Below are 26,983 nucleotides of genomic sequence, written 5' to 3'. Positions count from 1 at the left end.
GTCATATGAACAGCTGGCTGATTATTGGGGTTCTCACTCTTTATATTGCGCTTTTATTTGTCTGTGCTTTTTTTGGTGAGAAGCATGCCAGTCGTCTCGGCACACGTGGCCGCATGTTTTTATTTAGTTTAACTTTAGGTGTCTACTGCTCTTCATGGACATTTTATGGGGCAACTGGCGCTGCCGTACGTGAAGGCGTTATCTTTTTACCTATTTATTTGGGTCCACTGTTATTTGTCTGGTTTGGTTATGATATCTGGCGGCGTTTAGGTCGAGTTCGCCAGCATCATGCGATTTCGTCAATCGCTGACTTTGTCGCAGCACGCTATGGTAAAAGTGGTGTACTCGCATCTTTGGTGACTATTCTTGCCGTTATTGCGATTATTCCCTATCTCGCCTTACAGCTCCGTGCGATTGCTTTAAGTACCTCTGTCATTATGGAGCAAAGCTCGCATATTCATACCACTACCAATAGCGTGTTATTGCTCACCAGTGTGCTTGCGATTTTAGCCATGATTTTTGGTACAAGGCAGATCGCAAATACGGAACAACACGGCGGACTCATGCTGGCGGTTGCATTTGAGTCGTTCGTGAAGTTATTTGCTCTACTTTGTGTGGCTTTATTTTTTATTTTTGAATCGCCAGCTAACCTCAGCCAAATGACCTCGGATGTAAACCAGACTTTTCAAGAAGTACAACTCTTTGGTGTCCCTGAAACTTTCTGGATTCAAACCTTACTGGCAGGCTTAGCCATTATTTGTTTACCACGTCAGTTCCACGTGGCAGTGGTTGAACTACGCGATGAAAAGCATATTCGCGGTGCTCGTAAATGGTTCGCGGTTTATCTCATTTTAACTATTCTTGCCATTATTCCAATTGCGAGTTGGGCTTTGCATGCCGCACCAAAGTTCCTGACTGTGCCCGATGTGGCTGTACTGTCCTTGCCTTTAAGTTATAACCAAGAGTGGCTCGCCTTACTGGCCTTTTTAGGCGGGTTCTCTGCATCAACAGGTATGTTACTGGTGTCATCAGTTGCTTTGTCTATCATGCTCAGTAACGACCTAATTATGCCAGCCTTGTGGCGTTTTAAGTTGCTGTCACGTCACGACAAACATTTACCTAAAGTTCTTAAATTTAGCCGTCGTATCAGTATTGTTGCGGTGATGCTACTTGGCTTTTTATTTTTCCACTTCTTTAATGATATTAACCAACTTTCAGTATTTGGATTATTAGCGTTTAGTGCGGTAGCTCAATTTGCACCTGCACTTATTGGGGGGTTGTATTGGCGAGGTGGAAGCCGCCAAGGTGTTTATGCAGGACTCATCATTGGATTTTTAATGTGGAGTTATACTTTACTATTTCCAACGATTTTACGTAGCTTGCCTGAAGCCTATCAGGAAACTGCCCAAAGTATTTTGCTTTTCGGTCCTTTTGGTATCAACGCCTTACGTCCAGAGTCTCTATTTGGTTTTGAGTCATTTGCACCTTTAACTCATGGCGTGATTTGGTCACTTGGTTTAAATATTCTTTTATATATCTGGATTTCTAAGCTTTACCGTCCAAGTGTGGCCGAACAAATTCAGGCAGAAAGCTTTTTTTATTATGAAACCAAGCCTCTACCTTCACCGCATACATCTACCGATTTAACCTACCTCCCCCATGATGCAGCTCGCTTAAAAGTGGGTGATTTATTTGCCTTAGCTAAAAGAATTACGGGTGAGCAACCCACTACACAAGCGTTCGAAAACTTTTGTGAGCAAAACCACCTCACCCTTAATCCAAATAGTATTGCCAACGGCATGTGGTGGCGTTTTACCGAGCAATATCTAGCAGGTATTATCGGTGCCGCTTCTGCACGTACATTGCTGACTACAGCAATGATTAATAACGGTCTCGCTTTGGGTCAAGTCGCTAATATTTTAGACCAAGCCTCGCAGTGGCAACGTTTTAATCAGAACCTGCTCATGACCATGATTGACCATATGACCCAAGGGGTAAGTGTGGTTGATAAAAATATGTGTCTGGTCGCATGGAACAATCAATATTTAAAATTGTTTGGCTATCCAAAAGACTTAGTTTATGTCGGCTGCCCAATTGCCGACCTGATTCGTTATAACGCTGAACGTGGCGAATGCGGTCCCGGTTCAGTCGAAGAGCATGTACGCAAACGTCTTCACTGGATGAAAGTCGGAAGCGCCCACGAATTTGAACGTATTCGTAAAGATGGTCGTGTGATTCAAATGCGTGGTAATCCTATTTCAGGCGGTGGCTTTGTGACGACATTTGCTGACATTACCGCTTTCCGTGCGAACGAAGCAGTCCTTGAAGCTCGTGTAAAGGATCGAACTCAACAGCTTGCTGATGCCTTAACAGAACAACAGCTTGCACGTGAACAAGCCGATATGGCCAATATGTCAAAGAGTCGATTTATTGCCGCGGCAAGTCACGACTTATTGCAACCGATGCATGCGGCTCGTCTGTTTAGTACTGTTCTTGAGCAAAGTATTTCGACAGAAGAAGACCGCCAAACATTACAACAACTTGACCGAGCACTCTATGGTGCCGAAAGTATGCTGTCTGCCCTACTCGATATCGCTCGTTTAGAAGGCGGCAGTATCCAACCGAAAAGACAGCCTTATCCTTTGCATGATTTACTCAGTGACCTTGAGTTGCAGTTTAAATCGATCGCTGCACAGCGGAACATTTCACTAAAAGTTCATGATGTATCGTTCTGGATTGATACCGACCCACAGTGGATTCGTCGTATTATTCAAAACTTTGTCAGCAATGCTTTACGCTATACCGCCAAAGGTCGAGTAGTCGTAGGTGTACTTCGTTCTGCACAACAGCTGAATCATATTCGAATTGGCGTTTGGGATACCGGACCAGGTATTGCTGAAGAACAACGAATTAAGCTATTCCAAGAGTTTGAACGCTGCGGGCATTTATCACCTTGGGGTGAACAAGGTTTAGGGTTAGGGCTTGCCATCGTCCAACGTATGACGGGTTTGCTCAATTACCCAGTTCATGTTTACTCAGAGTTGGGCAAAGGCTCATGCTTTATGATTGAGGTGCCTATTGTCGAGCCACCAAAAGTTGCAACTCCGACTGTACAAGCAGTGCCTTTAAAAACCAAAGCGTACCGTATTTTATGCTTAGACAATGATGAAACCATTTTAGAGGGTATGAGTAGTTTATTAGGCCGATGGGGTTATCAGGTGTTCAAAGCTACCGAACCTGAGCAGGCTTTAGAAATTATTAAAAAAGAGAATATTCAGGTTTGGCTCATTGATCAACACTTGAACAACAACCAGTTGGGCGTTGATTTTATTAATCAAAATCGTCAAGAAGATGTTCCAGTTGCTTTAATTACAGCAGATTCTCACCCTGAGTTACCGCAGCAACTCAAAGAGCTGAATATTGTTTTACTTAAAAAACCCCTTAAACCTGCCTCATTAAGAGCTTGGTTATCTGGGCTTAAAATTGCCAGCACAGCAGACTAATCTTTTTTCGCTCCTCAACCTTTTATAGGTTTGGGAGCGATTCTTGGCAAAAACGTTTGGCTAAATTTAAGCCAATAGGCAGAACTGCTCAAAAAGTCTACTTTTACCCAATAAATTATTGACCAAAATTTCCAAAGACTCTTTTTCTATGGCAAAGCCCACCTTTTTTGTAAGTGAACACGTGTACACCTAGTTACAATTTAATAAACTATTGTTTTTATAATTATTTATTTACTAAAAACCACCATATACGACTTTAGTCGTATTCTACTTGCTTTCTGCATGACACATAAATATTCAAAACGCATTTTATTTGTCTGAAAATTTATTTTCCCTTATCGCCCCCTGCTCATGAATTAACGCAAAGGACCACTGCCATGAATATTTCTGATAACAACCCGCAAGGGCAACTTTCGTCTCAACAATTTTATCGCCAATACAGTGCCAATGCCTTACTTCCAGAATTAGATTGGCAGAGTATTTTTCCACATAGCAAACTAAGCGAAGCACATATCAAAGCACTTAACACAATTTATCAGTGTGCTGTACCTCTCGCGCTTAATGTATTTCACGATCTAAATTTTGATGTATTTGCACCTGCGGCTTATCATCCACAAGGCTTGGGCTTATTCGACAAGTTAGCGCAACAAGAAGAGAACTTCTTAAAAGTCCTTACTGCTGAAAGTGAAAATCTTGATCACGACACACGCCATCAAATCTGGAGCATGCTACTCCGTGGTGGCGCTGTTTTAGTTTTCAAAGCTTGGCTAGGTCATGTCAAACTTGGCGAAAACCAGTTAGATATGACTCAGTTTGATGAGCTTTCTGACTTGCTCTTTATTAAGACACCTCCGCATCAACTTGCTGAACGTTTGCATGTAGATGAAAAAGCAAAACTTGACCATATCTTCTTAATGTATGGCAATGACATTTTCCTTGATCGATTCAATAGTCTGGAAACTGCTGCTCTGTTCGTTGATTTAGGTGTTTATGATGCAGCTTTCTTAAGCTTGCGTGATGACCGTGTGGCTGAATATTTAAAAAGCAAAGGCTATGTGACTCAAGAACAAATTGATGATTTGCAATGTGCGCTTAACCCACTGTACTGCGACAGCCTAACACCAAAGCAAGATTGCCTTGCCTAAGTGGAACATATAAAAAAGACCTCAATTGAGGTCTTTTTTTATTTTTAGATTTTCTTATCTTCAATATTGAGTGCACTAATTGCCAATACAGCCTGAGTACGATTTTGCACACCTAATTTTCTAAAAATGGCCGTTACATGCGCTTTAATGGTGGCTTCTGAAACATCAAGCTCATAAGCGATTTGTTTATTTAACAAACCTTCTGCAACCATCATCAAAACACGGAATTGCTGAGGCGTTAAAGACTGAATACGTTCAGCCAAAGCAGTTTCATCTGCCGCTCGCGGGTCAAGATTAATATTTGATGGTAGGTTTGGTGGTAACCAGATTTCGCCATCTAGAACTTGACGAATCGCTTCACCAATATGACTTGGATGAGCCGATTTAGGAATATAACCCATTGCACCATGTGCAATCGCACGTTGAATAATTGAAGCTTCTTCGTGTGCAGAAACCACAATAATAGGAATAGCTGGATATTGTGCTCTTACATAGACCAGAGCCGAAAAGCCTGAAGCACCCGGTAAATTTAAATCGAGTAATACCAGATCAGGTTCTGCCCCATTTTCCAAACGCTCATAAAACTCATCAACCGAAGCTGTTTCATGAATTTGTGCCTGTGGCAGGCTATAACGTACTGCTTGAATTAAAGCATGACGAAACAAAGGATGATCATCAACGATTAAAATATTCATAAGCGATTAAAGTAATCTTGAGCATAAGTATGGCCTATTGTAACCCTACTATTTAGATGAAAGATATGCTCATCTTATCCATTTTTATGCAAAATGTTGATAAATGCTGAACTTAGCCTCAATTTTTAGATGTTTTTACCTTTTAATCAAAATTAATCTGTTTTTTATATAAGCTTACTTTTTATTATAAAAAATATATCACCTATAATTATATGAAATAAAAACAGTAACTTAAACAAATTGCAAAGTATAAAAATCAACTATTTAGGTTTTATATTTAAAACTGATAAGGTTGACCAATTTCGTTATTTTACAGTTTGCCGTCATTGTTGATTAATAAGTCCAATGTTGTTTTTTAGGCTTAGGAACCAAATCATGACTGGTATCGCATCATCAAAACCTTTAAATATTGTTGCCGTTTCTGGTGGATTAAATACGCCATCTAAGACCGAAAGTCTGGTTCAGGCCATTCTTGATGAGTTATCTGAAGCAATTGATATTAAAGTTCACTTTATTAAATTAAGTGAAATTGGACCATTATTAGGCGGTGCATTTTATCGCAACCAACTTCCACAGCGTGTACAAGATGACCTTGCAGCAGTTGAAGCAGCAGATGCCCTAATTGTAGGTACTCCTGTTTATCGCGCCTCTTTTACAGGTCTTTTCAAACACTTTTTCGACTTTGTTGAACAAACGGCATTAGTTGATGTGCCTGTACTTTTAGCAGCATCAGGTGGTAGTGATCGCCATGCCTTGGTACTCGAACATCAACTTCGTCCATTGTTTAGTTTCTTCCAAGCACAAACTTTACCGATTGGTGTTTATGCGACAGATCGTGACTTTACCCCTGAATATACAGTGAAAAGTGAGCAATTAGCAGACCGTATTACCCTAGCAGTAGCGCGTGCATTGCCAATTTTAGAATGGGCGCCAGCAAAAGGTAAACGCGCCGAGGTGATCAAATCTAAGACTCAGCAAGCGAATCAAGAGTTAGGTATTAACAAGCAAATTGAGCAAGAAGAAGTATTACCTTCAGCAGCTGTACCAAACCTTGATGCAGCAGAATCTCGTTTGCATCACAAGTCCGGTAAATCATTAACGCATGTTGCCTAAGCGCAATGTAGCTAAATAAAAAGAACGAATGGGGAGAGCGCACCATGACGCAATTACAACAACCGATTAAATTTGCTTATTGGGTACCAAATGTAAGCGGTGGCCTTGTAGTGAGTAACATCGAACAGCGTACAGATTGGAGTTATGACTACAATGTTCGACTTGCACAGGCTGCCGAAAACAATGGTTTTGAATATGCGCTCACTCAAATTCGTTTTACGGCGGGCTATGGGGCAGAAAACCAGCATGAATCTGTGAGTTTCAGTCATGCATTACTTGCAAAAACTGAAAAACTTAAAGTGATTGCGGCGATTCTGCCCGGCCCTTGGAAACCGGCACTTGCAGCTAAACAGCTGGCTACAATTGACTATCTAACTCAAGGCCGTATTGCGATTAACGTGGTAAGTGGCTGGTTCAGAGGCGAGTTTGACGCGATTGGTGAAGAGTGGCCTGAGCATGATGAACGTTATGTCCGCTCCGAAGAATTTATTCGCACGCTAAAAGGAATCTGGACCACCGACAACTATAGTTTCGATGGTAAATACTACCAGTTCCAAAACTACACGCTTAAACCGAAACCTCTGCAAAAACCACATATTGAAGTCTTTCAAGGTGGTAGTTCACGTGCCGCACGTGATATGGCCTCTCGTGTGTCTGACTGGTATTTTACCAACGGTAATACTGTCGAAGAAATTCAAAAACAGGTCGAAGACATTCGTAATAAAGCGAAAGCCAATAACCATCAGGTCAAAATTGGTGTAAATGCGTTCATTATTGCTAGAGATACCGAAGAAGAAGCAAAAGCGGTACTTCAAGAAATTATTGATAAAGCCAACACTGAAGCTGTAAATGCGTTTGGCGATGCAACACGTGAAGCAGGTGCAGCCTCACCAGAACAAGAAGGTAACTGGGCAAAATCAACTTTTGAAGATTTAGTGCAATATAACGATGGCTTTAAAACCAATTTAATTGGTACACCTCAGCAAATTGCAGAGCGTATTGTGGCGCTTAAAAATGTAGGTGTCGATTTGGTACTTTCCGGATTCTTACACTTTATTGAAGAGGTGGAATATTTCGGAGAAAAAGTTCTGCCGCTCGTTCGTCAGTTAGAACTTCAACAGGAAAAGGAGGTAGAAATCCAAGCGAAATCAGCCTAAAAAACTCCAGTTAAAACAGCGCAAGATAATAAAAACAACAAATTAAAATAAAGTTTTATTGGCTCCAAGACTCGGCTTGGAGCTTTTATTTTTTAAGGTTTCTCAACTTCTCGAACGACTGTTTCAACCGAATATCGGCACCATTTTGAAAGAACCTCAATAAATTCATTTAATGCTGCAGGTTCAAAATGACTGACAATCATATAACAAGCATTGCCCATGACTTTAAAGCATTCATCGATTTGTTCGTATTGCTTCACTAAATTTTCAATTTCTTCAAAAGCGCGTTGTTCATTTAAATGTAAATGAATAAATTGTTTATACGAATATTGCACGGCAATCGTATAATTTTTGATGACACCAGCATCCATTAACTGAGCAATTCGAGCACCCACTGCCTGCCCCGTCCGGTGAACACGCTGCCCGATTTCTTTATTTGTCAGACGAGAATCCTGTTTAAGCAATGCAATAATTTTTAGATCAATCGGGTCTAATTCAATATTCATTTTTCATGGCGAAAGAAAACTGGCGGTAATGCTTTCATCTGACTATAGCCGATTTTGCGGGCAGAGAATAACCTTGTTTTATCTTATACAAACAAGAGTGTTCTCATGAAACAAGCACTGTTAGTTATCGATGTTCAAAATGATTATTTTAAAAATGGCAAAATGGAGTTGGTTGGGCCAGATCAAGCGCTTGATAAAATAAAGCAGCTGGAACAATATTTTAACGAGAAAAACTTACCCATTATTTATGTGCAGCATATTAACCCGCCACAAGCCAGCTTCTTTCAAGAAAATACAGATGGAGTGTTACTTCATCCTGAACTCAGTGCTGGTAGTAATTCATTAATCGTGACAAAGCATTATCCAAATAGTTTTTTAGAGACCAATTTAGAAGAACTTTTAAAAGCGCATCAAATTGAGCAACTCGTGATTACAGGCATGATGACACATATGTGTATTGACTCAGGGACACGTGCAGCCAAAGAACTTGGTTATCAGCCCATCTTAATTGCAGATGCTACCGCAACACGTGACTTAAGCTATGCTGGAAAGACTGCAAAAGCAGAAGACGTACAAACAGCTTTTTTAACTGCGCTTAGTACGTTTGCAAATGTACAAAATACTGCTGACTTTTTAGCAAACGCTTAATAAAGCTTAATAAAAAAGCCCCAAATGGGGCTTTTCTTAGAGATTATTATTTTTGCTTATCGGGATAAACCGTGGTGATTAACTGATCTACCACAGCAGGTTCAGCCAAGGTAGAAGTATCACCTAAACTATCCAGCTCATTTGCCGCAATTTTTCTTAAAATACGGCGCATGATTTTACCCGAACGGGTTTTTGGTAATGCTGGCGCCCAGTGCAGGGCATCTGGCGAAGCTACTGGCCCGAGTACTTTACGTACCCAGTTAATTAACTCTTTACGCAGTTCTTCCGACTCTGGAACACCCGCTTGTAAGGTCACAAAAGTACAAATACCCTGACCTTTAATATCATGCGGCATACCTACTACGGCTGCTTCTGCTACCGATTCATGCGAAACAAGAGCACTTTCAATTTCAGCCGTACCTAAACGGTGGCCTGAAACGTTTAAGACATCGTCAACACGGCCTGTAATCCAGTAATAACCATCTTCATCACGGCGGGCGCCATCACCTGTAAAATAAGTATTTTTAAAGGTCGAGAAGTAAGCTTCAATAAAGCGATCTGGGTCGCCCCAAATGGTACGCATCTGACCCGGCCATGAATCTTTAATTACAAGATTACCTTCAGCCGCACCCTCTAGCTCATTACCTTCACCATCTACAATGGCGGGTTGAATACCAAATAACGGACGCGTTGCCGAACCCGGTTTTAATGCCGTTGCACCCGGTAATGGCGCAATCAAAATACCACCTGTTTCAGTTTGCCACCATGTATCAACAATCGGGCAACGGCCTTCACCAACAACGTTGTAGTACCAGTTCCAAGCTTCAGGATTAATAGGTTCACCCACTGAACCTAACAAACGCAGGCTACTACGGTTACTTTCACGTACATACGAATCGCCTTCTCGCATCATGGCACGAATCGCGGTTGGCGCTGTATATAGAATAGAGACTTTATGTTTATCGACCACATGACCAAGACGTGCCCATGTTGGATATTGAGGTACACCTTCGAACATTAAGGTGGTCGTACCATTTGCCAACGGACCATAAATCAGATAACTATGTCCTGTAATCCAACCAATATCGGCTGTACACCAATACACATCGTCTTGTTTTAAATCAAATACTTCTTTAAAAGTACTGGTTACATAAACCAGATAACCGCCTGTGGTATGCAACACCCCTTTCGGTTTACCTGTTGAGCCTGAGGTATAAAGAATAAATAATGGATCTTCTGCCTTCATTGGTTCTGGAGGACAGTTTGCATCTACCTCCATAATAATGAGGTGATACCACAAATCACGTCCCTGCTTCATTTCAATCGGGTTTGCATTACGGTAAACCACAATTACGTTTTCAACGCACTCGGTACCCGGCAATGCTAAAGCCAAATCGACATTTTCTTTCAGGGGTAATAGTTTGCCAGCACGTAAGCTTGAGTCTGCGGTAATCACCAGTTTAGCTTGGCTGTCTTCAATACGACTTGCTAAAGAATCTGGTGAGAACCCACCAAACACCACGCAGTGCACCGCACCAATACGTGCACAGGCCAACATGGCAATTGCAGCTTCTGTCACCATTGGCATATAAAGTACAACGCGGTCACCTTTACCAATGCCATATTTCTTTAAAACGTTGGCAAAGCGGCAGACTTCATCGTGTAATTCTTTATAAGAAACGATTTTATGACGAGAAGGATGGTCCCCTTCCCAAATAATTGCAGGTTTATGAGGGTGTTCTTTAAGATGCCTGTCCAAGCAGTTTGCTGATACGTTCAACTCACCATCAGCAAACCATTCAATCTTGAAATTGTCTTTGTCAAAACTGGTATTTTTAACTTGGGTAAATGGCTTTATCCAATCGACAATTTTAGCTTGCTCTGCCCAGAATTCATCTGGGTTCTCGATAGAGTGTTGATAACGTTTAAAGTAGTCTGCTTCAACAGTACGAGCTGTTTTTTTAAATTCCTCTGGTACTGGATAGATCTCATTCATACGCAACTTCCTTGATCTTGTGCATCCCATCTCGAGACTGTGGCTATTATTTTACTGGATCTTATTTGTATGCCTTTTCAGTATGATGACTCTTTCAAAGCCAAGACAATCCGACTTTGGTCATATATCAACCACTTACTCAAGCATACGAAATTGTGAATATTTTTATAAAATTAAGTTGATTTAAAACATTTGTCTATAGCTTTTACTTTTATAATTTTTTTAAGTTTTGATGGTTTTGACCATCAACAAAGATTATTTTAGCTTTTAGACGCAGCACAGGAATAAAATAATATGTTTGCCGAAACGCCCTCTTCACGTCCACCACAACTTCCATTTAAAGACAGCCCTTTTTCAATTCATGGTCGCTTTAACCGCATGAGTTATTTGGGTGGTTATGGCCTAATTTATTTAGTCACTCTTATATGTTATTTCATTTTGGCCTCATTTCTTGGAAGTTTTCAGCTCTCAAGTAATCTCTTTAATTTTGAGTTTTACAGTTCTCTTTCTGGCGTAAGTGCTTTAGTAGTCTGGGCTTTTTGGCTATTTTTGATTTATTTAAATATTGTTCTGGTTGTTAGACGCTTACACGATTTAAATAAAAGTGGCTGGATGGGGCTGCTGCTATTTATTCCAGTCGTACAGTTCTTTTTCATGATCTATCTACTGCTTGCCTCTGGTACAGCAGGCACTAATCAATATGGTCCAGCTCGACCTTCAACATTTATAGAAAAACTGATGGCTTGGCTTATTTTGTTAGCTATTTTAATTAGTCTCATTTCCACAGCAGGATTTTTTTATTATTTCTCTGGGACTGACACCCTAGAAACACCAACACAAATCTTACAAAAAGGAACGCAATACTTTTAATTAAAAAACACTTTATTATTTAGTTGAACTCATTATAGTAGGCGCACATTTTATCTCCTACTATGATGGAAGTTGAAAAATAGCTTTCATGAATTTATTCAATCGAGACTTGTCGTGGCTGATGAACAAAAATCCTTAACGGATGTTGCAAAAAATACAGGCGAACTATTGCAAGAAGCGGGTACTAAAACCACTCAAACGGTTTTAGCACATACCGAGAAATATCATGATGCCTATACCACTATCGACAAAATTGTAGATAGTTTCTGGGAACGTGTACCTTATATTTGCATTGCGATTACCGTTTTTATTATTTTTTGGCTACTGACCAAATTATTTAAATTCTTTGTGCGTAAGACTTTAGAAAATCGCTCTTATACTCGCCAAAATCTGGTTCTTGTTTTAAACCGTGTCGGCAGTACAACAATTTTATTCTTTGGTTTCTTAATTGCTCTCGTCATTATGATTCCAGGGTTCACGCCAGGCCAACTCATGAGTGCCTTAGGTATTGGTTCGGTCGCAATTGGTTTTGCGTTTAAAGATATTTTCCAAAACCTACTTTCAGGTATTTTGATTTTATTAAGCGAGCCATTCCGTATTGGTGATTCGATTGTAGTGAATTCGCTTGAAGGGACTGTTGAAGATATTCAGATTCGTGCAACCTTCTTACGCTCGCCAGATGGCCGTCGTATTGTTATTCCAAACGCAACTGTTTATACAAGTGCCTTAACGGTAAATACAGCCTATCAACAACGACGCTGCGAGTTTGTGGTTGGAATTGGCTATGACGACGATGAGCAAAAAGCGAAACAAATTATTTTAGATATTCTCAATAATGACCGAAATGTACTCAGTCAGCCTGCTTTCTCGGTTAACGTGACAGCTCTAGCCGACTTCTCAGTTAACCTTACGGTACGCTGGTGGATTAATACCACTGAGACAGATATTTCGTCATCTACAAGCACTATTCAAGCCGAAGTAAAACAAGCCTTCAATGCAAATGGCATTAATATTCCTTACCCTATTCAGGAATTAAAAATGGCTGCAAATCATTTGCCATTGAATGCGGAGAACTCAGCTAAATAAACGCCCTAAAATATAAGAAATAGACGTTTCTGTTCTTAAAATACGGTTGCCTAAGCTCACAGCTTGGCAGCCGTTTTTTGTGAGTAAATCAACTTCATAGGGAATAAAGCCACCTTCGGGACCCACGACAATACTGCAAGCATGGTCAATGTTACTTGGCATACTCTGCTCAGCATAAGGATGAGCCACATAGGCAGGAGATGTTTCTGAAATTAGGGTTGGTAAAACGTCTTCGACAAAAGGTTTAAAACGTTTATAGATCTGAACTTCAGGAACGATGGTGTCGCCTGCTTGTTCAAGTCCAAGCGTAACGTATTGATCAATTTGCTGTAAAAAAGGAGTTTGCCAATAGCTTTTATCAACGCGATAACTATGAATTAGGCTTATCTTTTCGACACCTAAAGTCACACTATCCATAATTAAACGGCGTAAAACCTTAGGTCTTGGTAAAGCCACAATTAAATGAACTGGAAGTTTTGCTGGTACTGCTTCTTTAAGAATGGGGCGTACACCAACTTTTTGCTCATCAATCGAAATAATTTCTGTGACATAACGCGCACCATTACGAATACCAACTTTTAGATTCTGGCCGACCGTGATATCAAGATGTTCCCGTAAATGTTGTAACTGGCGCTTTGAATGAATCGACCAGATTTCTGACTGAGTATCTTCAGGTTCTAGTAAAACAATATTCATGGTTTTTCGGCCAAATACCGGTTAATCACCCCAATATGTTTTTGTAATGAACCTTGGTTACGCTGTAATACTTTATGCGCCTGTACCACTAACTGTTCAGTGGCTTCAGGTTCTGCCAGACAAGCCAACCAGATATCAACGACCTGCTGTGCATCTTGAGCAATCAGTACACCATTTTCATCAATGAACTCATCAACAATCGTTTGAAAGTTGAAATAACGAGGTCCAACCACTGTAGGTACATTTAAAACCATAGGTTCTAAAATATTATGTCCACCACCTGGCTCATTTAAAGAACCACCTACAAAACAAACCTGACTTAAGGCGTACCATAACCAAAGCTCACCCATGCTATCGGCCAAATAAACCTGTGTGCTGGCATGAATACTTTGTCCCATACTTCTTCGATGGGTAACTAAATTTAAATTTTGGCAAACTTCAAATACTTCATCGAAGCGTTCAGGATGGCGCGGTACAACTATACATACCAACTCACGATCTGAATTTAAATGAGGAGCCAGCGCCTCCAAAATTTGTTGTTCTTCGGGTGCATGTGTACTGGCAATCGTCACAACCTGACGATTTGCCAAATACCACTGCTGATGCAATTGGGCAGCTTGCTTAATAAAAGCCTCGGGCGCATGAATATCAAACTTAATATTTCCAACAACCTGACTTTTATGCTCGTCTAAACCAAGCTCGACATAACGCTGACGGGTTGCACTATCTTGTGCTAGTACCCAGTCGATTTGCTTTAACATACCAGCAGTTAAACCTGAGACTTTGCTATAACCTTTTGCTGACTTTTCAGATAAGCGAGCATTAAGCAACAAACAAGGCACATGCTGCAACTTGGCTTGATCGATTAAATTTGGCCAAAGCTCTGTTTCAACTAGTGCTAAAAGTCTCGGTTGGTATGACTCGAAAAATTGTTTTAAAAGCGGTTTTTGGTCTACAGGCAAATAAACCGCTTGGAATAAATCTAGATAGGGTTCTTTTAAAAAAAGTGACTTGGCACGAGCCTGACCTGTTTTTGTAGTATTGGTCACTAAAACTGGCTGGCCAAGTTTGAGATAGTGCTCAATGAGTGGCTGTGCAGCATTGGTTTCCCCGACTGAAACAGCATGAAACCAGATGGCTTTTACATTCTTCGGATCTTCAAACGGCCCAAATCTTTCCAGACATTCCTGATGATATAATTCCAGACTTTCTGCACGTCTTTTTATCCGCCAGCGATAAAACGGTTTTAATAAATGGAGTGCTGTGTTGTACCAAAATGGGGTCGCCAAGCGGTTTGCCTCAAATAGTCAAAATTTAAAAACTGGGGAAAATATAACATAGATAAAAAAAATGGCAGAGTTTCGATACCTAAACTCTACCATATACAAAAAAAGTCACTGACTGAACTCACAAAAGAGTAAGTTCAGCAAATAATAAATTTAAATAAAATAATGATTTTATGAAGCTTCTAAAGCAGGATAGTCCGTATAACCTTCAGCTCCTTTAGCATATAAAGTCGTTGGTTGAAGTTCATTTAATGGTAGACTTTGCTCTAAACGTTGTAATAGATCTGGGTTCGCAATATAAGCCTTACCAAAAGATACTGCATCTGCCTGACCTTCACGCAAAATACGTTTTGCTGATTCTGGTGTCAGGTTTTCGTTAGCAATCCATACACCATTAAATTTTTGACGTAATTGCGGACCAATACTATCTGCAGCTTCATATTCACGAGAGAAAATGAAAGCTACCTTACGTTGACTCAATTGCTCAACCACATAACCGAATGTTGCTAACGGGTTTTCATCACCCATATCATGAGAATCGCCACGCGGTGCAATATGTACACCTACTCGGCCAGCGCCCCACACTTCAATAAAGGCATCAACCACTTCTAATAATAAACGAGCGCGGTTTTCAACCGGACCACCATACTCATCATCACGTTGGTTGGTATTACTTTGAAGGAACTGGTCAATTAAATAACCATTTGCAGCATGTAATTCAACACCATCAAAACCAGCTGCTTTAGCTAGTTCTGCTGAATGCTTATATTGAGCTACAACTTCTTGAATTTCTTCAATAGAAAGCGCACGTGGTTTTACATATGGGCGCTTAGGACGTAATAAACTCACTTCACCCGCAGGTTGAATCGCACTTGGTGCAACAGGAATATCGCCATCCAAAAGTTCAGGATCTGATATACGGCCTACATGCCAAAGTTGAACTACAATTTTTGAACCTTGCGCATGAACTGCTTCAATAATCTTGTTCCACGCTTGTGCCTGCTCTTGTGACCATAGTCCAGGAGTGTCTGCATAACCCACAGTTTTTGAACCAATCACTGTTGCTTCAGTGAGAATAAGACCAGCATTTGCACGTTGCTGATAATATTCCACCATTAAGTCGTTTGGAACACGGCTTTCGCCACTACGTGCACGTGTTAATGGGGCCATTACCAGTCGATTTTTAATTTCAAAATCACCAACTGTTAAGGGAGTATTGAGTTCAGCCATGATCGCCTCGACTTACACTTTATTTGTTTTAAAGTGTTTGTTTTAAATGTTCGATATACTGCTGAATCAAAGCTTCGTTACGTGAAAAATAAGACCATTGTCCATATTTCTGGACCTGAATGAGACCGGCCTGCTGTAATACAGACAAATGATTGGACATTGTAGACTGAGCTACTTTACCCAAACGTTCAATATGACCTGCGCAAACCCCTTTTTCAAAACTACCACCACACTCTTCTACCGGTAAATAATGCGCAGGTTCTTTTAACCATTGCAGAATCTGCCGACGCAGAGGATTGGCTAGGGCTTTGCTAATTGCATCAATATCCATAGGCTCAACACGTCTTTTAAACGAACAAAGCTTTGTTCAGCATTTCGAAAACATAATATCGCATTTTCTCGATATTCATATCCATTTTTTTCGATATTCATATCGTATTTTTCCGATTAACTTCCGATCACTGAACTGCTTTGCCGTTTTAATCGCTAAAAATTTAAGAGTTTTAGAGAACTAAAAGTTCAAAAGACTCTTATAACCCCTGCTTTAAACTCGCTTCAATGAAACGATCAAGGTCACCATCAAGAACTGCACCAGTATTTGAGTTTTCAACACCTGTACGTAAGTCCTTAATACGAGAGTCATCAAGTACATAAGAACGAATTTGGCTACCCCAACCAATATCAGACTTCGAGTCTTCAAGCGCTTGAGCGGCTTCATTGCGTTTTTGCATTTCTAGTTCATACAATTTTGCACGTAACTGTTTCCATGCATGATCACGGTTCGCATGTTGTGAACGCTGGTTTTGACACGCAACCACAATACCAGATGGGATGTGTGTCAAACGAACTGCTGAATCTGTTTTGTTAATGTGCTGACCACCTGCACCAGATGCACGGTAAGTATCAGTACGAACATCAGAAGGATTAATATCAATTTCGATATTGTCATCAACTTCCGGTGAAATAAACACCGCAGAGAATGAAGTATGACGGCGGTTACCACTGTCGAATGGTGATTTACGCACTAAACGGTGTACACCAGATTCCGTACGTAACCAGCCATATGCATATTCACCTTCAACACGAATCGTGGCAGATTTAATCCCTGCTACGTCACCATCAGATACTTCCATAAGTTCTGCTTTAAAACCGTGACGTTCAATCCAGCGCATATACATACGTAATAACATTGAAGCCCAATCTTGTGCTTCTGTACCACCTGAACCTGCTTGAATCTCGACATAGCAAGGATTCGGATCCATTGGGTTGCTAAACATACGGCGGAATTCAAGTTTTGCTAATTCTTCTTCGGCAGCGCCAAGCTCAGATTGGACATCTACCAGCAAGCTTTCATCATCAGCTTCAACAGCTAAATCGAGCATTGCTTTGGCATCTTCAAGCTGTGTAGACAAGCCATCTAATACATTAATAACGTTTTCTAGTTCGCCCTTTTCTTTTGCCATTGCCTGAGCACGGTTTTGATCATTCCAGATCGCAGGGTCTTCTAACTCACGTAAAACTTCTTCTAAACGCTCTTTTTTCAGATCGTAGTCAAAGATACCCCCGTAGTGTTTGGCTACGATCAGTTAAGTCTTTCAATTGGTTTAGATAAGGATTAATTTCCACGCGAGTGTTCCCATAAAAACAGATAAACAGTCGAATATTTTATCATAGCTATGGTTATCTTCGAACCTGCTTTAATCTTTAACTCATATTTTCAATTTAAAAGTTTTTTATTTCTTTCAGAAGATTTTAAGCTTTACTCGTAACATCCCCATACAAAATTGGGTACTTTTCCAGCATTTTTGAGTTTCTACACAAAATCTCCTCAATTTTAATAAAATAAAACATTATGTTTTTATATTTAAAAATCAAATACTTAAATTAAATATATTTACAAAAAAAGCACATGGTTACAGTACGGTTACTTGTGCAAGATTGACGGTAAATGATTTTGCTCTAGACTAAAAGTTGTAACAAAACATTTATAAAATCGTTTTTAGAGGGGAGAGATTCCATGAAAAAACTAGCAATTGCATCAGCTCTTTTATCTGCGCTTGCAGTAAGTGGCGCAGCAAACGCTTACCAAGCTGAAGTTGGTGGTTCTTACACTTATCTTGATCCAGATAACGGCAGCAGCGTAAGCAAATTCGGTGTTGATGGGACTTATTATTTCAACCCTGTTCAAACACGTAATTCACCGCTTGCTGAAGCAGCATTCTTAAACCGTGCAAGCAACGTTAACGCACACGTTAACTATGGCGATAATAGCGGTACTAAAGATACTCAATATGGCGTAGGTGTTGAATATTATGTTCCTAACACTGACTTCTACCTTAGCGGTGATGTAGGTCGAAATGAGCGTGAAGTCGACAACACCAATATTGACAGCAAAGTAACTACTTATGCTGCTGAGGTAGGTTACTTACCAGCACCAGGTTTGTTGCTTGCTTTAGGTGTTAAAGGTTATGACGAAAAAGACGGTAAAGATGGCGCAGACCCTACCGTTCGTGCGAAATACGTAACTCAAGTTGGTCAACATGACGTAAACCTTGAAGCTTATGGCGCATTTGGTGACCTTGACGAATATAAAGTTCGTGGTGACTACTACATCGATAAAACTTTAAGTTTAGGTGTGGACTACTACAACAATGACTTAACTGATAAAGACGAATGGGGCATTAATGCTAAAAAATTCTTGAATCAGCAAGTAAGTCTTGAAGGTCGTATTGGTTTCGGTGATAACGACAACACTTATGGTGTTCGTGCAGCATACCGCTTCTAATCTTACCTAGATTAAAAAAAATCCGCTCAATTGAGCGGATTTTTTTTATTGATTTAAATGCACAATTCGCAGCTGTAAGCTCACATTGCCATTAAAAACATTACGGTCTATTTCATAGACCAAATGTACATGGTCACGCATTGGATCAAACTCGAAGCGGCCTGCTGCGTTAAAAGCAATTGCATCGAAACTGTATTGATCTATCGCTAGTCTAAGTTTTAAGTGTGTCTCTTTGAGCCAACGGAAATCGATAACTTTAAAATATCCTTCAAATTGAGGCAGTGGAAATTTTTGTCCCCACGGGCCTAACTGCTCAATCCAGTTTAAGGTATCTAACTGCAAAGCAGAGACAGGTAACTCACCATCGGTCCATAAAGTCGCTTGAAAGATTGATTCATCCATCGCAGCGACACAATCATTAAATACCGTTTTAAAGGCTTCAAAGTTTTCTTTACGTATAGTCAAGCCCGCTGCCGCCGCATGCCCACCAAAATGGCTCACCAATTCAGGATGTTGTTCGGCAACTTGTTCAATGGTATCTCGAATGTGGACACCATCAATTGAACGCGCTGAACCTTTAATATGAATACCATCTTCATCGGGTGCAAAAACAATTGTAGGCCGATGGAACTGTTCTTTTAGACGGCCCGCGACTATACCAATGACGCCTTGGTGCCAATTTTCTTCAAATAGAACAAGCGCCGCAGGAATATCTTGCTGTGAAAGTTGCAAATTATCTAAAGCAGATAAAGCTTGTTGCTTCATCTCCCCTTCAATTTGGCGGCGATCTATATTTAACTGATTTAATTGCTGAGCAATCGGATATGCAGTTTCCATCGTCTCTGCTAATAAACACTCGATTCCGATGCGCATGCTCTCCATGCGCCCTGCTGCATTAATGCGTGGCCCAAGCACAAATCCTAAATCTTGCGCACGTATTGAAGTTGCTTCACGACCAGCAATATCCAGTAAGGCTAAAATTCCAACTCGACACTGATGTTGCTGAATGCGTTTTACGCCCGCATCGACCAATATACGGTTGTTATAATCTAGAACAGCCACATCTGCATAAGTTCCCAAAGCGACTAAATCTAGATATTGAGTGACTTTGCTTGTGCTTTTGCCTTGTCTATTACGTAGACTCGCTAAATTGGCAAGCACATAGAAGGCAACACCAACACCGGCAAGTGCTTTACTTGGAAACTCACAGCCTAATTGATTTGGGTTCACCACCGCTTCAGCAAGCGGGGTTTCTTTAGTCGTTAAATGATGATCGGTAATAATTACTTGCATGCCTAAGGCATGTGCTGCATCAACACCAGCATGGCTGGAAATTCCATTATCTACTGTAATTAATAGATCGGGTTGATAAGTTTGATGAGCAAGCTCAGCAATGGCTGGAGTAAGACCATAACCATATTTAAATCGGTCTGGAACCAAATAGTCGACTTGTGCTCCCATGTCGCGAAGCACGAGCATCATTAAAGCTGTGCTGGTTGCGCCATCAGCATCATAGTCCCCCACAACCACAATTTTTTTCTGTTCATCAATGGTTTGATCCATTAATGCGACAGCAGCATCCAATCCTTTGAGCTCTGGAGCAAGCAGATTCTTAAGTTTTAGCTCTAGTTCTTGTTCAGACTGCACTCCACGTCTTGCCAAAATCTCGGCAATAAACGGAGGCACGCCCTGAAACTGTTCAGGGCGTGTCAATAAAGGTCTTTGTTTAATTTGTATTTTTGTCATTTAAGGCATCAGTCGGTGCAATGTCCATTGACCGTCGATTTTTTCATAACTCAAGCGGTCATGTAAACGATTTGGTCGCCCTTGCCAGAATTCATAATAGTCTGGTTGCAGACGATATCCGCCCCAAAATTCTGGCTTATCGAGTACTTCACGGCTTTGAACTTGTTGTTGCAAGTCTTGGAAACGCTGCTGTAACAACTCTCGACTTTCGATCTTTCCGCTTTGAGGCGTACTGATATGAGCTGCAATCTGGCTATCGCGTGGACGTTTATGGTAATAGTCAGTAGATTCCTGTTCAGGAATTTTTACTACATGCCCGCCCACACGTACCTGACGCTCTAGACTTGGCCAATAAAATAACAGCTCAGCATATGGATTTTCTGCCAAATCTGCCCCTTTCTGGCTGTCATAGTTGGTATAGAAATCATACCCTGCTTCTGTCGCACCACGTAACAATACAGTTCTGACATGCGGACGACCGTTAGCACTTGCTGTGGCCAACGACATCGCATATGGTTCGTGCAAGTTAGCAGCTAAGGCATGATTAAACCAACCTAAGAATTGCTCATGTGGATTGCTAGCTACTTGTGTCTCGTACAATTCACCTTGTTCATAGCTTAAGCGTAATTCACTTAAGTCTTTAATGACATCACTCATGCCATACACCTTATGCGACTTGTGCTTGTGAACGGACTGCATTTGCTAAATGTTCAGCCAAAGCATTCACTTCTTGTTCGTCATCACCTTCAACCATGACGCGAATGACCGGCTCAGTTCCAGACTTACGAACTAAAATACGTCCACGACCTTTAAGTTGCTCTTCTGCTTTATTGAACTCAGTCACTAATGCCGGAATAGAGTATGGATCAAGCATTTGTTCTAAACGTATATTTACAAGTACTTGCGGGAATAATTTAAAGCCCTGAACCAATTCATGGAGCGCTTTATTCTGCTCAACCATGACCGTTAACACTTGAAGTGCTGCAATAATCGCATCACCTGTTGTGCTCTTGTCTAACGTTAAAATATGACCAGATGGCTCACCACCTGTAACCCATCCATTTTCATCTAATGCTTGTAATACATAGCGGTCACCAACTTTTGCACGAACAAAGCCAACATTTGCTTTTTCAAGTGCCACTTCAAGTGCCATATTACTCATGACTGTACCAACAATACCTACTGGCTTATTTTTCGCCTGAGTCGCTAAAATATATAAGATATGGTCACCATCAATTAAGTTACCAAACTTATCAACCATTACGACACGGTCAGCATCACCATCAAAGGCAATTCCTAAATCGGCTTCTTGTTCAACCACTGCTTTTTGTAAGCTTTCTGGATGCGTAGAACCACAGTTTTCATTAATATTTAAACCATCTGGTTCGTTGTAGAGAGCCACAACTTTGGCACCTAACTCACGGAAAACTGAAGGCCCAACGCTATAAGCTGCACCATGTGCACAATCCACAACAATTTTTAAATTATTTAAATCGAAGTGATATGGGAATGTAGATTTACAAAATTCGATGTAACGGCCATTGGCATCGGTCACACGAACACTTTTACCTAAGTTTGCAGTGTCTTCAATAAATAAATCTTTTTCTAATTCTTTATTAATTTCTTCCTGCAATGAATCTGGTAATTTTTTACCTTCACTTGAGAAAAATTTAATCCCGTTATCAAAATATGGGTTATGTGATGCAGAAATAACAATGCCTGCATGGGCATGTAAGGCACGGGTAAGATGTGCAATTGCCGGTGTCGGTAATGGACCAAGCAAATGAACATATACACCAGCCGCATTTAACCCCGCCTGTAAAGCAGACTCTAAAATATAGCCAGATAAACGAGTATCTTTTCCTAATACCACAAGCGGTTTATTTTTTGGACTCGTTCGTTTTAATACCTTCCCTGCGGCAAACCCGAGTTTTAAAGCAAACTCTGGTGTAATCGGCATTTGCCCAAATTTTCCACGAATACCATCCGTTCCAAAATAACTCATAGCTTATCTCATTTTACGCCACTTCAGCCGTGGCTCATTTCATATATGGCCATTCTGCCATATCTCTTTTCATTAGATTTACTTTACACCAAAAACAAAAAGCCGTCAGTGTACTGACGGCTTTCTTGATTGATTTGGTTACCAAAATCTAACCAACACGATAGTTCGGAGCTTCTTTAGTAATCGTTACATCATGGACATGTGACTCAGACATACCCGCTGAAGTAATTTTCACAAATTTCGCATTTTGACGAAGATCTTCAATCACTGATGAACCCGTATAACCCATAGATGAACGTAAACCACCCATCATTTGATGAACAATGTTACCCATTGGGCCTTTATATGGAACACGACCTTCAATTCCTTCTGGTACTAACTTTTCAGCGCCTGCTTTTGAGTCTTGGAAGTAACGGTCAGCAGAACCTGTTGCTCCAGCCATTGCACCTAATGAGCCCATACCACGATATGCTTTGTAGTAACGGCCTTGGAAGAATTCAACTTCACCTGGTGCTTCTTCAGTACCCGCTAGAAGTGAACCAACCATGATTGTGCTTGCGCCCGCACCGATCGCTTTTGCCATATCGCCAGAGAAACGGATACCGCCATCTGCAATTAAAGGAATTTGATCTTTCAGTGCATTAGCAACGCTGTCAATCGCAGAAATTTGCGGCATACCAATACCTGCCACAATACGTGTCGTACAGATAGAACCAGGGCCAATACCTACTTTTACAGCATCTGCGCCTGCATCTAATAATGCTAATGCAGCATCACCAGTTGCGATATTACCGCCAATCACTTGTACTTGAGGGAAGTTTTGTTTTACCCAACGTACACGTTCAATAACACCAGCAGAGTGACCGTGTGCTGTATCAACAACAATAACGTCAACACCAGCTTCAACCAACGCTTCCACACGACTTGGTGTTTCAACGCCTGTACCTACCGCAGCACCAACACGTAAACGACCAAGATCATCTTTACAACTGTTTGGATAACTCTCAGCTTTACGGAAGTCAGTTACCGTAATTAAACCTTTGAGTTCGTTGTTTTCGCCAACAACCAAAACTTTTTCAATGCGATGCTTTTGCAATAATGCTTGAATATTTTCTTTAGACTCGCCTTCACGCACTGTAACCAAACGATCTTGGCCTGTCATGATGTTACTAACAGGTTGTTCCAAGTTAGTTTCAAAACGCGTATCACGGCCTGTCACAATACCAACAACCTTGCCGTCTTTAACAACAGGTACACCGCTAATGTTATTAGCGCCGGTAATTGCAATAAGTTCACGTACTGTAGTTTCTGGGGTTACAGTGATTGGATCTTTCACCATACCCGCTTCGAATTTTTTCACACGGCGTACTTCTGCAGCTTGAGCAGCAATATCCATGTTTTTGTGCAAAATCCCGATACCACCATTTTGCGCCATTGCAATCGCCATACGTGACTCAGTCACTGTATCCATTGCAGCTGAAACTAATGGGATATTTAAATGAATGCCGCGAGTTAAACGTGTCTTTAGAGAGACATCTTTTGGGAGAACAGTAGAGTAGGCAGGAAGTAATAAGACATCATCGAAGGTTAGCGCTTCTTGAACGATGGTCAGCATAACAATCTCACTGGTAAATTCCGTGAGCTATTATAAACAAATTTCAATGCAATTTTCATATTATCTTTGCCTTTTTCAGCAATAGATATTCACCTACTCTAAATATTTCTCACTTATTATCGTGTTAGCTCATATTTAACTCACCTGATCATAGTCATGATCATTTTCTGAATCTGCTGGGCTTACCTCAATTAAAGGGATCAACTGGTGGGCTAGGCGCGCTTTGTTACACTGTTCATCAGCAATCTGTACCTCTCTACAGGTAGAACTACGCACAGCATAGATAGAACAGCCCACCTCTTTACCAATTTCACCCGTCAAAGCCTGACATCGTGGCTGAGCCTGATTGGTTCCACGCATACACGAATAAACGGGTGTCAAAGGTTCAACGAGATGTTCATCTATGAACTCGGCCTCAGCCCAGTAAAATGAAACCCGAAAATGTGCACAACATGCCCCACAGCGAAGGCACTCATCTGGAGTCGCAACTTGAGATAACATTTTTATTCAAATTCTCGTCATCAAAAATTTTTCTGTGACGCAAAATCCTAAAAAAATTTCAAATTGGACTCAAGATATTGAACTTAATTTTTTTATGTTGGACAGCTGAAAATTTGTTCAGTCATTAAATCTACACCGCATGGCAAGGTCTCAATCCAGTCTAAAAACTGGTTAATCATTTCTTTGCCAATAAATGGAGTCCCATGCTGAGGCACAATCATCTCAATATCCATTTGACGAACCATGTTGACCCATAAACGGATGACTTTATTGGAACACATATAACGTTGGTGAAAAGCTTTCATTTTCAGCACATGGGCATCGAAATCTTTGAGAGGCTGACTTGCATCTTCAACAATAGAAGCCCCCATATCACCAGAAAATAAAATTTTGGCAACTGGATCATAAAACTGAAAATTACCCACCGAATGTAGAAAATGTGCCGGAACCATGACAAGCTTTGATTCACCCAATTGAATCACTTGACCACGATCTGGCAACTCAATGAGACGGTCTTCCCAATTTCCTTTCATACGCTCACTCATAAATGATGAATTTAAGTGAGGTAAAAATCGCGCCCATAATTTAGAGGCAACCACTTTAGCATCGGTATAAACCAACCAACGAGGCATTGAAGTAATAATATCTGGGTCTTGATGTGAAGCGATTACATAGTCCAGATTTTTAAGACGAGTATATTTATTAAGTTCCATCGTCAATGGAACATAGGTCAAGTCACCACCTGGATCAATAACAGCTGCCCTTTCATGATCAATAATTAAAAATTGATTGGCTTGTATGCCTTCCCCTTTCACCAAACTGGTAAAACTAATACATTTATGTACGCCATTATCAAATAGTATCTGCGATGTTGTTTTTTCAAACCCCATACAATTCCCCAAAAAAACTTTAAATATTAGATATTTTTATATCCCTACTAAAATAAAGGGATTCTAAAGCACTTGCAATGAATTGATTGATATTTCTCATAATATTTTAAAATTGATTTTACTTTTCTTATTCTATAAATGAATCATCAATAAATTGAGCAACCCTCTAGCATCTCCTTAAATAAACAGTATCGTGAAGTTTAACTACTTAAACACTCAATAAAAAACGCACTCTTAATGAATGCGTTTTTATATAAAGCGAAAAGTATTTTAGAAGAAATAATGTTGTACTAACGTAGAAACACCTACGATAAAGAAAATAGCTGCACCAATTTTATGAATGAGCGAGATAGATAAACGTTCAGCCAATTTATTACCAATAAATACAGCTGGTGCATTCGCGATCATCATCCCTAGTGTTGTACCCAGCATCACCCAGAAAATGCTGTCATAGCGTGCCGCTAAAGCGACAGTTGCAATTTGGGTTTTATCACCAATTTCTGCTAAGAAAAATAAAATAAAGGTTGCACCAAAAACACCAAATTTTTGCCATTTATTAATACTATCAGTCTCATCATCAAGCTTATCTGGAATAAGCATCCAGAACGCCATACCAATGAAACCAACAGCAAGTACCCAAACTAAAATTTCAGGACTGAGCACGGTCGTAATCCACTGCCCAAGCACAGCAGAAATACCATGGTTAATGAGTGTTGCTAAAAGAATCGCAATGAGAATAGGAATTGGCTTACGGAAACGCGCAGATAGTAAAAGTGCCAACAATTGAGTTTTATCACCCATTTCAGCGAGGGCAACAATCGAGGTAGAAATCAGAAATTCTTGCATGTCGGTTCTCTGGCTAGCATAAATGCCTATGACCTACCCCTCCTGCTAGCCAAATATCATAAAATGATTGCAGAGTGGTAAATCAAAGGTCTTGCCAACTCAGGAACGATGAGACGTTTAAGCTATGATGACCATGTTCTGTTGAACAATTATGTTGACCATCACCTATTCACATTTGCTGTGAATAGCGGCTACTCCCCAATGAAGTATGCGTTTATTATATTCAAGTCACTCTATTTTTCAAACATTCATGCAACAAATTTTACCCACGCCCACACCAATAAACGCGCAAGACCTAATAACACTGCAAAATAAGCACTTATATGAATGAAACCAATATGGCTACTGCTCGTTCCAGCCTGATATTCAAAGGGCAAAATCAAAGTAGCGACAAACACCTCAAAACCCATCACCACATAAGTCATCCATTCCCACGGGAAGTGTAAAATACTGACCCATACTCCCATCAATAAAAATACAATCAACAGTAAGGGCAACATAATTTTCAGGAAACCCAACATTTACTATTTCTCCTTTACCTGATAACGAGAAATTTCTCCTCACGCTCAATAAGCCTTGCTTAGCCTGTAGATTAACCCAAAATTTAATTAAAGAGATATCAAAAACAAAACCCCGCCGAAGCGAGGTTTTAGTCAATTATTTC

The 26,983-nt window shown here is 40.4% G+C and carries 24 protein-coding genes and 1 riboswitch; of the genes, 8 read left to right on the top strand and 16 right to left on the bottom strand.

The features are described 5' to 3' along the window. Nucleotides 1-5: 5 nt before the first annotated feature. Nucleotides 6-3,503, top strand: coding sequence for a PAS-domain containing protein (locus ACH63V_RS06470; RefSeq protein ID WP_396463027.1), 3,498 nt, complete (start codon nt 6-8; stop codon nt 3,501-3,503). Nucleotides 3,504-3,880: 377 nt separating this feature from the next. Beyond that, complete coding sequence (locus ACH63V_RS06465) at nt 3,881-4,648, top strand: hypothetical protein (protein ID WP_209045261.1); 768 nt, start codon at nt 3,881-3,883, stop codon at nt 4,646-4,648. A 44-nt stretch (nt 4,649-4,692) separates the two neighbouring features. On the opposite strand, the gene ACH63V_RS06460 is transcribed toward ACH63V_RS06465, so the two are convergent. Beyond that, nucleotides 4,693-5,343, bottom strand: coding sequence for a response regulator transcription factor (locus tag ACH63V_RS06460; protein WP_031955588.1), 651 nt, complete (start codon nt 5,341-5,343; stop codon nt 4,693-4,695). 375 nt (nt 5,344-5,718) lie between these two features. Here ACH63V_RS06460 and msuE point away from each other — a divergent pair, with 375 nt between their 5' ends. Both msuE and sfnG read left to right on the top strand, forming a co-directional pair. Then, nucleotides 5,719-6,456 (top strand): FMN reductase, encoded by a 738-nt coding sequence (gene msuE, locus ACH63V_RS06455; protein WP_031955587.1) that lies wholly within the window; start codon nt 5,719-5,721, stop codon nt 6,454-6,456. A 44-nt stretch (nt 6,457-6,500) separates the two neighbouring features. After that, on the top strand, nt 6,501-7,613 hold the full coding sequence (gene sfnG / locus ACH63V_RS06450) for a dimethylsulfone monooxygenase SfnG (RefSeq protein WP_004735535.1): 1,113 nt from the start codon (nt 6,501-6,503) through the stop codon (nt 7,611-7,613). A gap of 92 nt (nt 7,614-7,705) precedes the next feature. On the opposite strand, the gene ACH63V_RS06445 is transcribed toward sfnG, so the two are convergent. Continuing rightward, complete coding sequence (locus ACH63V_RS06445; protein WP_022576051.1) at nt 7,706-8,119, bottom strand: Lrp/AsnC family transcriptional regulator; 414 nt, start codon at nt 8,117-8,119, stop codon at nt 7,706-7,708. Between the two features lie 105 nt (nt 8,120-8,224). Here ACH63V_RS06445 and ACH63V_RS06440 point away from each other — a divergent pair, with 105 nt between their 5' ends. Beyond that, on the top strand, nt 8,225-8,767 hold the full coding sequence (locus ACH63V_RS06440) for a cysteine hydrolase family protein (protein ID WP_396463026.1): 543 nt from the start codon (nt 8,225-8,227) through the stop codon (nt 8,765-8,767). Between the two features lie 46 nt (nt 8,768-8,813). Here ACH63V_RS06440 and acs read toward each other — a convergent pair whose 3' ends face one another. Then, nucleotides 8,814-10,763, bottom strand: a complete 1,950-nt coding sequence (gene acs / locus ACH63V_RS06435) for an acetate--CoA ligase (RefSeq protein ID WP_396463025.1) — start codon at nt 10,761-10,763, stop codon at nt 8,814-8,816. 294 nt (nt 10,764-11,057) lie between these two features. Here acs and ACH63V_RS06430 point away from each other — a divergent pair, with 294 nt between their 5' ends. Both ACH63V_RS06430 and ACH63V_RS06425 read left to right on the top strand, forming a co-directional pair. After that, nucleotides 11,058-11,633, top strand: a complete 576-nt coding sequence (locus ACH63V_RS06430) for a DUF805 domain-containing protein (RefSeq protein ID WP_396463024.1) — start codon at nt 11,058-11,060, stop codon at nt 11,631-11,633. Between the two features lie 114 nt (nt 11,634-11,747). Further along, the gene (locus ACH63V_RS06425; protein ID WP_004704965.1) at nt 11,748-12,719 is read left to right on the top strand and encodes a mechanosensitive ion channel family protein; all 972 of its coding nucleotides are present in this window, start codon (nt 11,748-11,750) and stop codon (nt 12,717-12,719) included. Here ACH63V_RS06425 and ACH63V_RS06420 read toward each other — a convergent pair. The 5 genes from ACH63V_RS06420 to prfB all read right to left on the bottom strand — a co-directional run bounded on the left by ACH63V_RS06420 (nt 12,708) and on the right by prfB (nt 17,557). Beyond that, the gene (locus tag ACH63V_RS06420) at nt 12,708-13,415 is read right to left on the bottom strand and encodes a 16S rRNA (uracil(1498)-N(3))-methyltransferase (RefSeq protein WP_396463023.1); all 708 of its coding nucleotides are present in this window, start codon (nt 13,413-13,415) and stop codon (nt 12,708-12,710) included. The genes ACH63V_RS06425 and ACH63V_RS06420 overlap by 12 nt on opposite strands. Next, entirely contained in the window at nt 13,412-14,704 is a 1,293-nt protein-coding gene (locus tag ACH63V_RS06415; protein WP_396463022.1) for a 3-deoxy-D-manno-octulosonic acid transferase, read from the bottom strand. The genes ACH63V_RS06420 and ACH63V_RS06415 overlap by 4 nt, the downstream gene beginning before the upstream one ends. 168 nt (nt 14,705-14,872) lie before the next feature. Then, entirely contained in the window at nt 14,873-15,931 is a 1,059-nt protein-coding gene (locus tag ACH63V_RS06410) for an alkene reductase (protein WP_396463021.1), read from the bottom strand. 28 nt (nt 15,932-15,959) lie between these two features. Beyond that, nucleotides 15,960-16,262 (bottom strand): helix-turn-helix transcriptional regulator, encoded by a 303-nt coding sequence (locus ACH63V_RS06405; protein ID WP_002053977.1) that lies wholly within the window; start codon nt 16,260-16,262, stop codon nt 15,960-15,962. Between the two features lie 199 nt (nt 16,263-16,461). Further along, nucleotides 16,462-17,557, bottom strand: a protein-coding gene (gene prfB, locus ACH63V_RS06400) for a peptide chain release factor 2 (protein ID WP_099143691.1) whose coding sequence is annotated in 2 segments (ribosomal slippage) — nt 16,462-17,484 and nt 17,486-17,557 — 1,095 coding nt in all. Because the reading frame shifts where the segments join, the coding sequence is not laid out codon by codon here. Between the two features lie 391 nt (nt 17,558-17,948). On the opposite strand from prfB, the gene ACH63V_RS06395 reads away from it, so the two are divergent. Beyond that, nucleotides 17,949-18,716, top strand: a complete 768-nt coding sequence (locus ACH63V_RS06395) for a putative porin (RefSeq protein WP_311069944.1) — start codon at nt 17,949-17,951, stop codon at nt 18,714-18,716. 45 nt (nt 18,717-18,761) lie between these two features. Here ACH63V_RS06395 and recJ read toward each other — a convergent pair whose 3' ends face one another. From recJ to ACH63V_RS06355, 8 genes are all read right to left on the bottom strand, one after another. Next, nucleotides 18,762-20,462, bottom strand: a complete 1,701-nt coding sequence (gene recJ / locus ACH63V_RS06390) for a single-stranded-DNA-specific exonuclease RecJ (protein WP_396463020.1) — start codon at nt 20,460-20,462, stop codon at nt 18,762-18,764. After that, a complete protein-coding gene (gene pdxH / locus ACH63V_RS06385) occupies nt 20,463-21,119 on the bottom strand; it encodes a pyridoxamine 5'-phosphate oxidase (RefSeq protein ID WP_039251890.1) in 657 nt (218 codons plus the stop codon). A 10-nt stretch (nt 21,120-21,129) separates the two neighbouring features. Further along, a complete protein-coding gene (gene glmM, locus ACH63V_RS06380; protein ID WP_396463019.1) occupies nt 21,130-22,467 on the bottom strand; it encodes a phosphoglucosamine mutase in 1,338 nt (445 codons plus the stop codon). Nucleotides 22,468-22,615: 148 nt separating this feature from the next. Next, the gene (guaB, locus tag ACH63V_RS06375) at nt 22,616-24,082 is read right to left on the bottom strand and encodes an IMP dehydrogenase (protein ID WP_311069946.1); all 1,467 of its coding nucleotides are present in this window, start codon (nt 24,080-24,082) and stop codon (nt 22,616-22,618) included. 135 nt (nt 24,083-24,217) lie between these two features. Beyond that, nucleotides 24,218-24,583, bottom strand: coding sequence for a YkgJ family cysteine cluster protein (locus tag ACH63V_RS06370; protein WP_396463018.1), 366 nt, complete (start codon nt 24,581-24,583; stop codon nt 24,218-24,220). Nucleotides 24,584-24,675: 92 nt separating this feature from the next. Continuing rightward, nucleotides 24,676-25,473 (bottom strand): MBL fold metallo-hydrolase, encoded by a 798-nt coding sequence (locus ACH63V_RS06365; RefSeq protein ID WP_263614816.1) that lies wholly within the window; start codon nt 25,471-25,473, stop codon nt 24,676-24,678. A gap of 270 nt (nt 25,474-25,743) precedes the next feature. Then, the gene (locus ACH63V_RS06360; protein ID WP_004711493.1) at nt 25,744-26,319 is read right to left on the bottom strand and encodes a TMEM165/GDT1 family protein; all 576 of its coding nucleotides are present in this window, start codon (nt 26,317-26,319) and stop codon (nt 25,744-25,746) included. Between the two features lie 15 nt (nt 26,320-26,334). Then, a riboswitch (yybP-ykoY riboswitch) is annotated at nt 26,335-26,531 on the bottom strand. A gap of 36 nt (nt 26,532-26,567) precedes the next feature. Beyond that, on the bottom strand, nt 26,568-26,840 hold the full coding sequence (locus ACH63V_RS06355) for a hypothetical protein (RefSeq protein WP_396463017.1): 273 nt from the start codon (nt 26,838-26,840) through the stop codon (nt 26,568-26,570). Nucleotides 26,841-26,983 lie beyond the last annotated feature (143 nt).

Source organism: Acinetobacter sp. ABJ-A23_2 (assembly GCF_044538765.1).
GTDB classification, from domain to species: domain Bacteria; phylum Pseudomonadota; class Gammaproteobacteria; order Pseudomonadales; family Moraxellaceae; genus Acinetobacter; species Acinetobacter nosocomialis_A.
This window is presented reverse-complemented; position numbering and strand designations above follow the sequence as displayed.

Coding starts and splice junctions, on each gene's coding strand:
- ACH63V_RS06460 (WP_031955588.1), bottom strand. CDS start 5,343: ATGAATATTTTAATCGTTGATGATCATCCTTTGTTTCGTCATGCTTTA.
- msuE (WP_031955587.1), top strand. CDS start 5,719: ATGACTGGTATCGCATCATCAAAACCTTTAAATATTGTTGCCGTTTCT.
- glmM (WP_396463019.1), bottom strand. CDS start 22,467: ATGAGTTATTTTGGAACGGATGGTATTCGTGGAAAATTTGGGCAAATG.
- guaB (WP_311069946.1), bottom strand. CDS start 24,082: ATGCTGACCATCGTTCAAGAAGCGCTAACCTTCGATGATGTCTTATTA.
- ACH63V_RS06420 (WP_396463023.1), bottom strand. CDS start 13,415: ATGAATATTGTTTTACTAGAACCTGAAGATACTCAGTCAGAAATCTGG.
- ACH63V_RS06365 (WP_263614816.1), bottom strand. CDS start 25,473: ATGGGGTTTGAAAAAACAACATCGCAGATACTATTTGATAATGGCGTA.
- pdxH (WP_039251890.1), bottom strand. CDS start 21,119: ATGAGTGATGTCATTAAAGACTTAAGTGAATTACGCTTAAGCTATGAA.
- ACH63V_RS06410 (WP_396463021.1), bottom strand. CDS start 15,931: ATGGCTGAACTCAATACTCCCTTAACAGTTGGTGATTTTGAAATTAAA.
- sfnG (WP_004735535.1), top strand. CDS start 6,501: ATGACGCAATTACAACAACCGATTAAATTTGCTTATTGGGTACCAAAT.
- ACH63V_RS06405 (WP_002053977.1), bottom strand. CDS start 16,262: ATGGATATTGATGCAATTAGCAAAGCCCTAGCCAATCCTCTGCGTCGG.
- ACH63V_RS06440 (WP_396463026.1), top strand. CDS start 8,225: ATGAAACAAGCACTGTTAGTTATCGATGTTCAAAATGATTATTTTAAA.
- ACH63V_RS06370 (WP_396463018.1), bottom strand. CDS start 24,583: ATGTTATCTCAAGTTGCGACTCCAGATGAGTGCCTTCGCTGTGGGGCA.
- ACH63V_RS06465 (WP_209045261.1), top strand. CDS start 3,881: ATGAATATTTCTGATAACAACCCGCAAGGGCAACTTTCGTCTCAACAA.
- ACH63V_RS06470 (WP_396463027.1), top strand. CDS start 6: ATGAACAGCTGGCTGATTATTGGGGTTCTCACTCTTTATATTGCGCTT.
- acs (WP_396463025.1), bottom strand. CDS start 10,763: ATGAATGAGATCTATCCAGTACCAGAGGAATTTAAAAAAACAGCTCGT.
- ACH63V_RS06430 (WP_396463024.1), top strand. CDS start 11,058: ATGTTTGCCGAAACGCCCTCTTCACGTCCACCACAACTTCCATTTAAA.
- ACH63V_RS06355 (WP_396463017.1), bottom strand. CDS start 26,840: ATGTTGGGTTTCCTGAAAATTATGTTGCCCTTACTGTTGATTGTATTT.
- ACH63V_RS06395 (WP_311069944.1), top strand. CDS start 17,949: ATGAAAAAACTAGCAATTGCATCAGCTCTTTTATCTGCGCTTGCAGTA.
- recJ (WP_396463020.1), bottom strand. CDS start 20,462: ATGACAAAAATACAAATTAAACAAAGACCTTTATTGACACGCCCTGAA.
- ACH63V_RS06445 (WP_022576051.1), bottom strand. CDS start 8,119: ATGAATATTGAATTAGACCCGATTGATCTAAAAATTATTGCATTGCTT.
- ACH63V_RS06360 (WP_004711493.1), bottom strand. CDS start 26,319: ATGCAAGAATTTCTGATTTCTACCTCGATTGTTGCCCTCGCTGAAATG.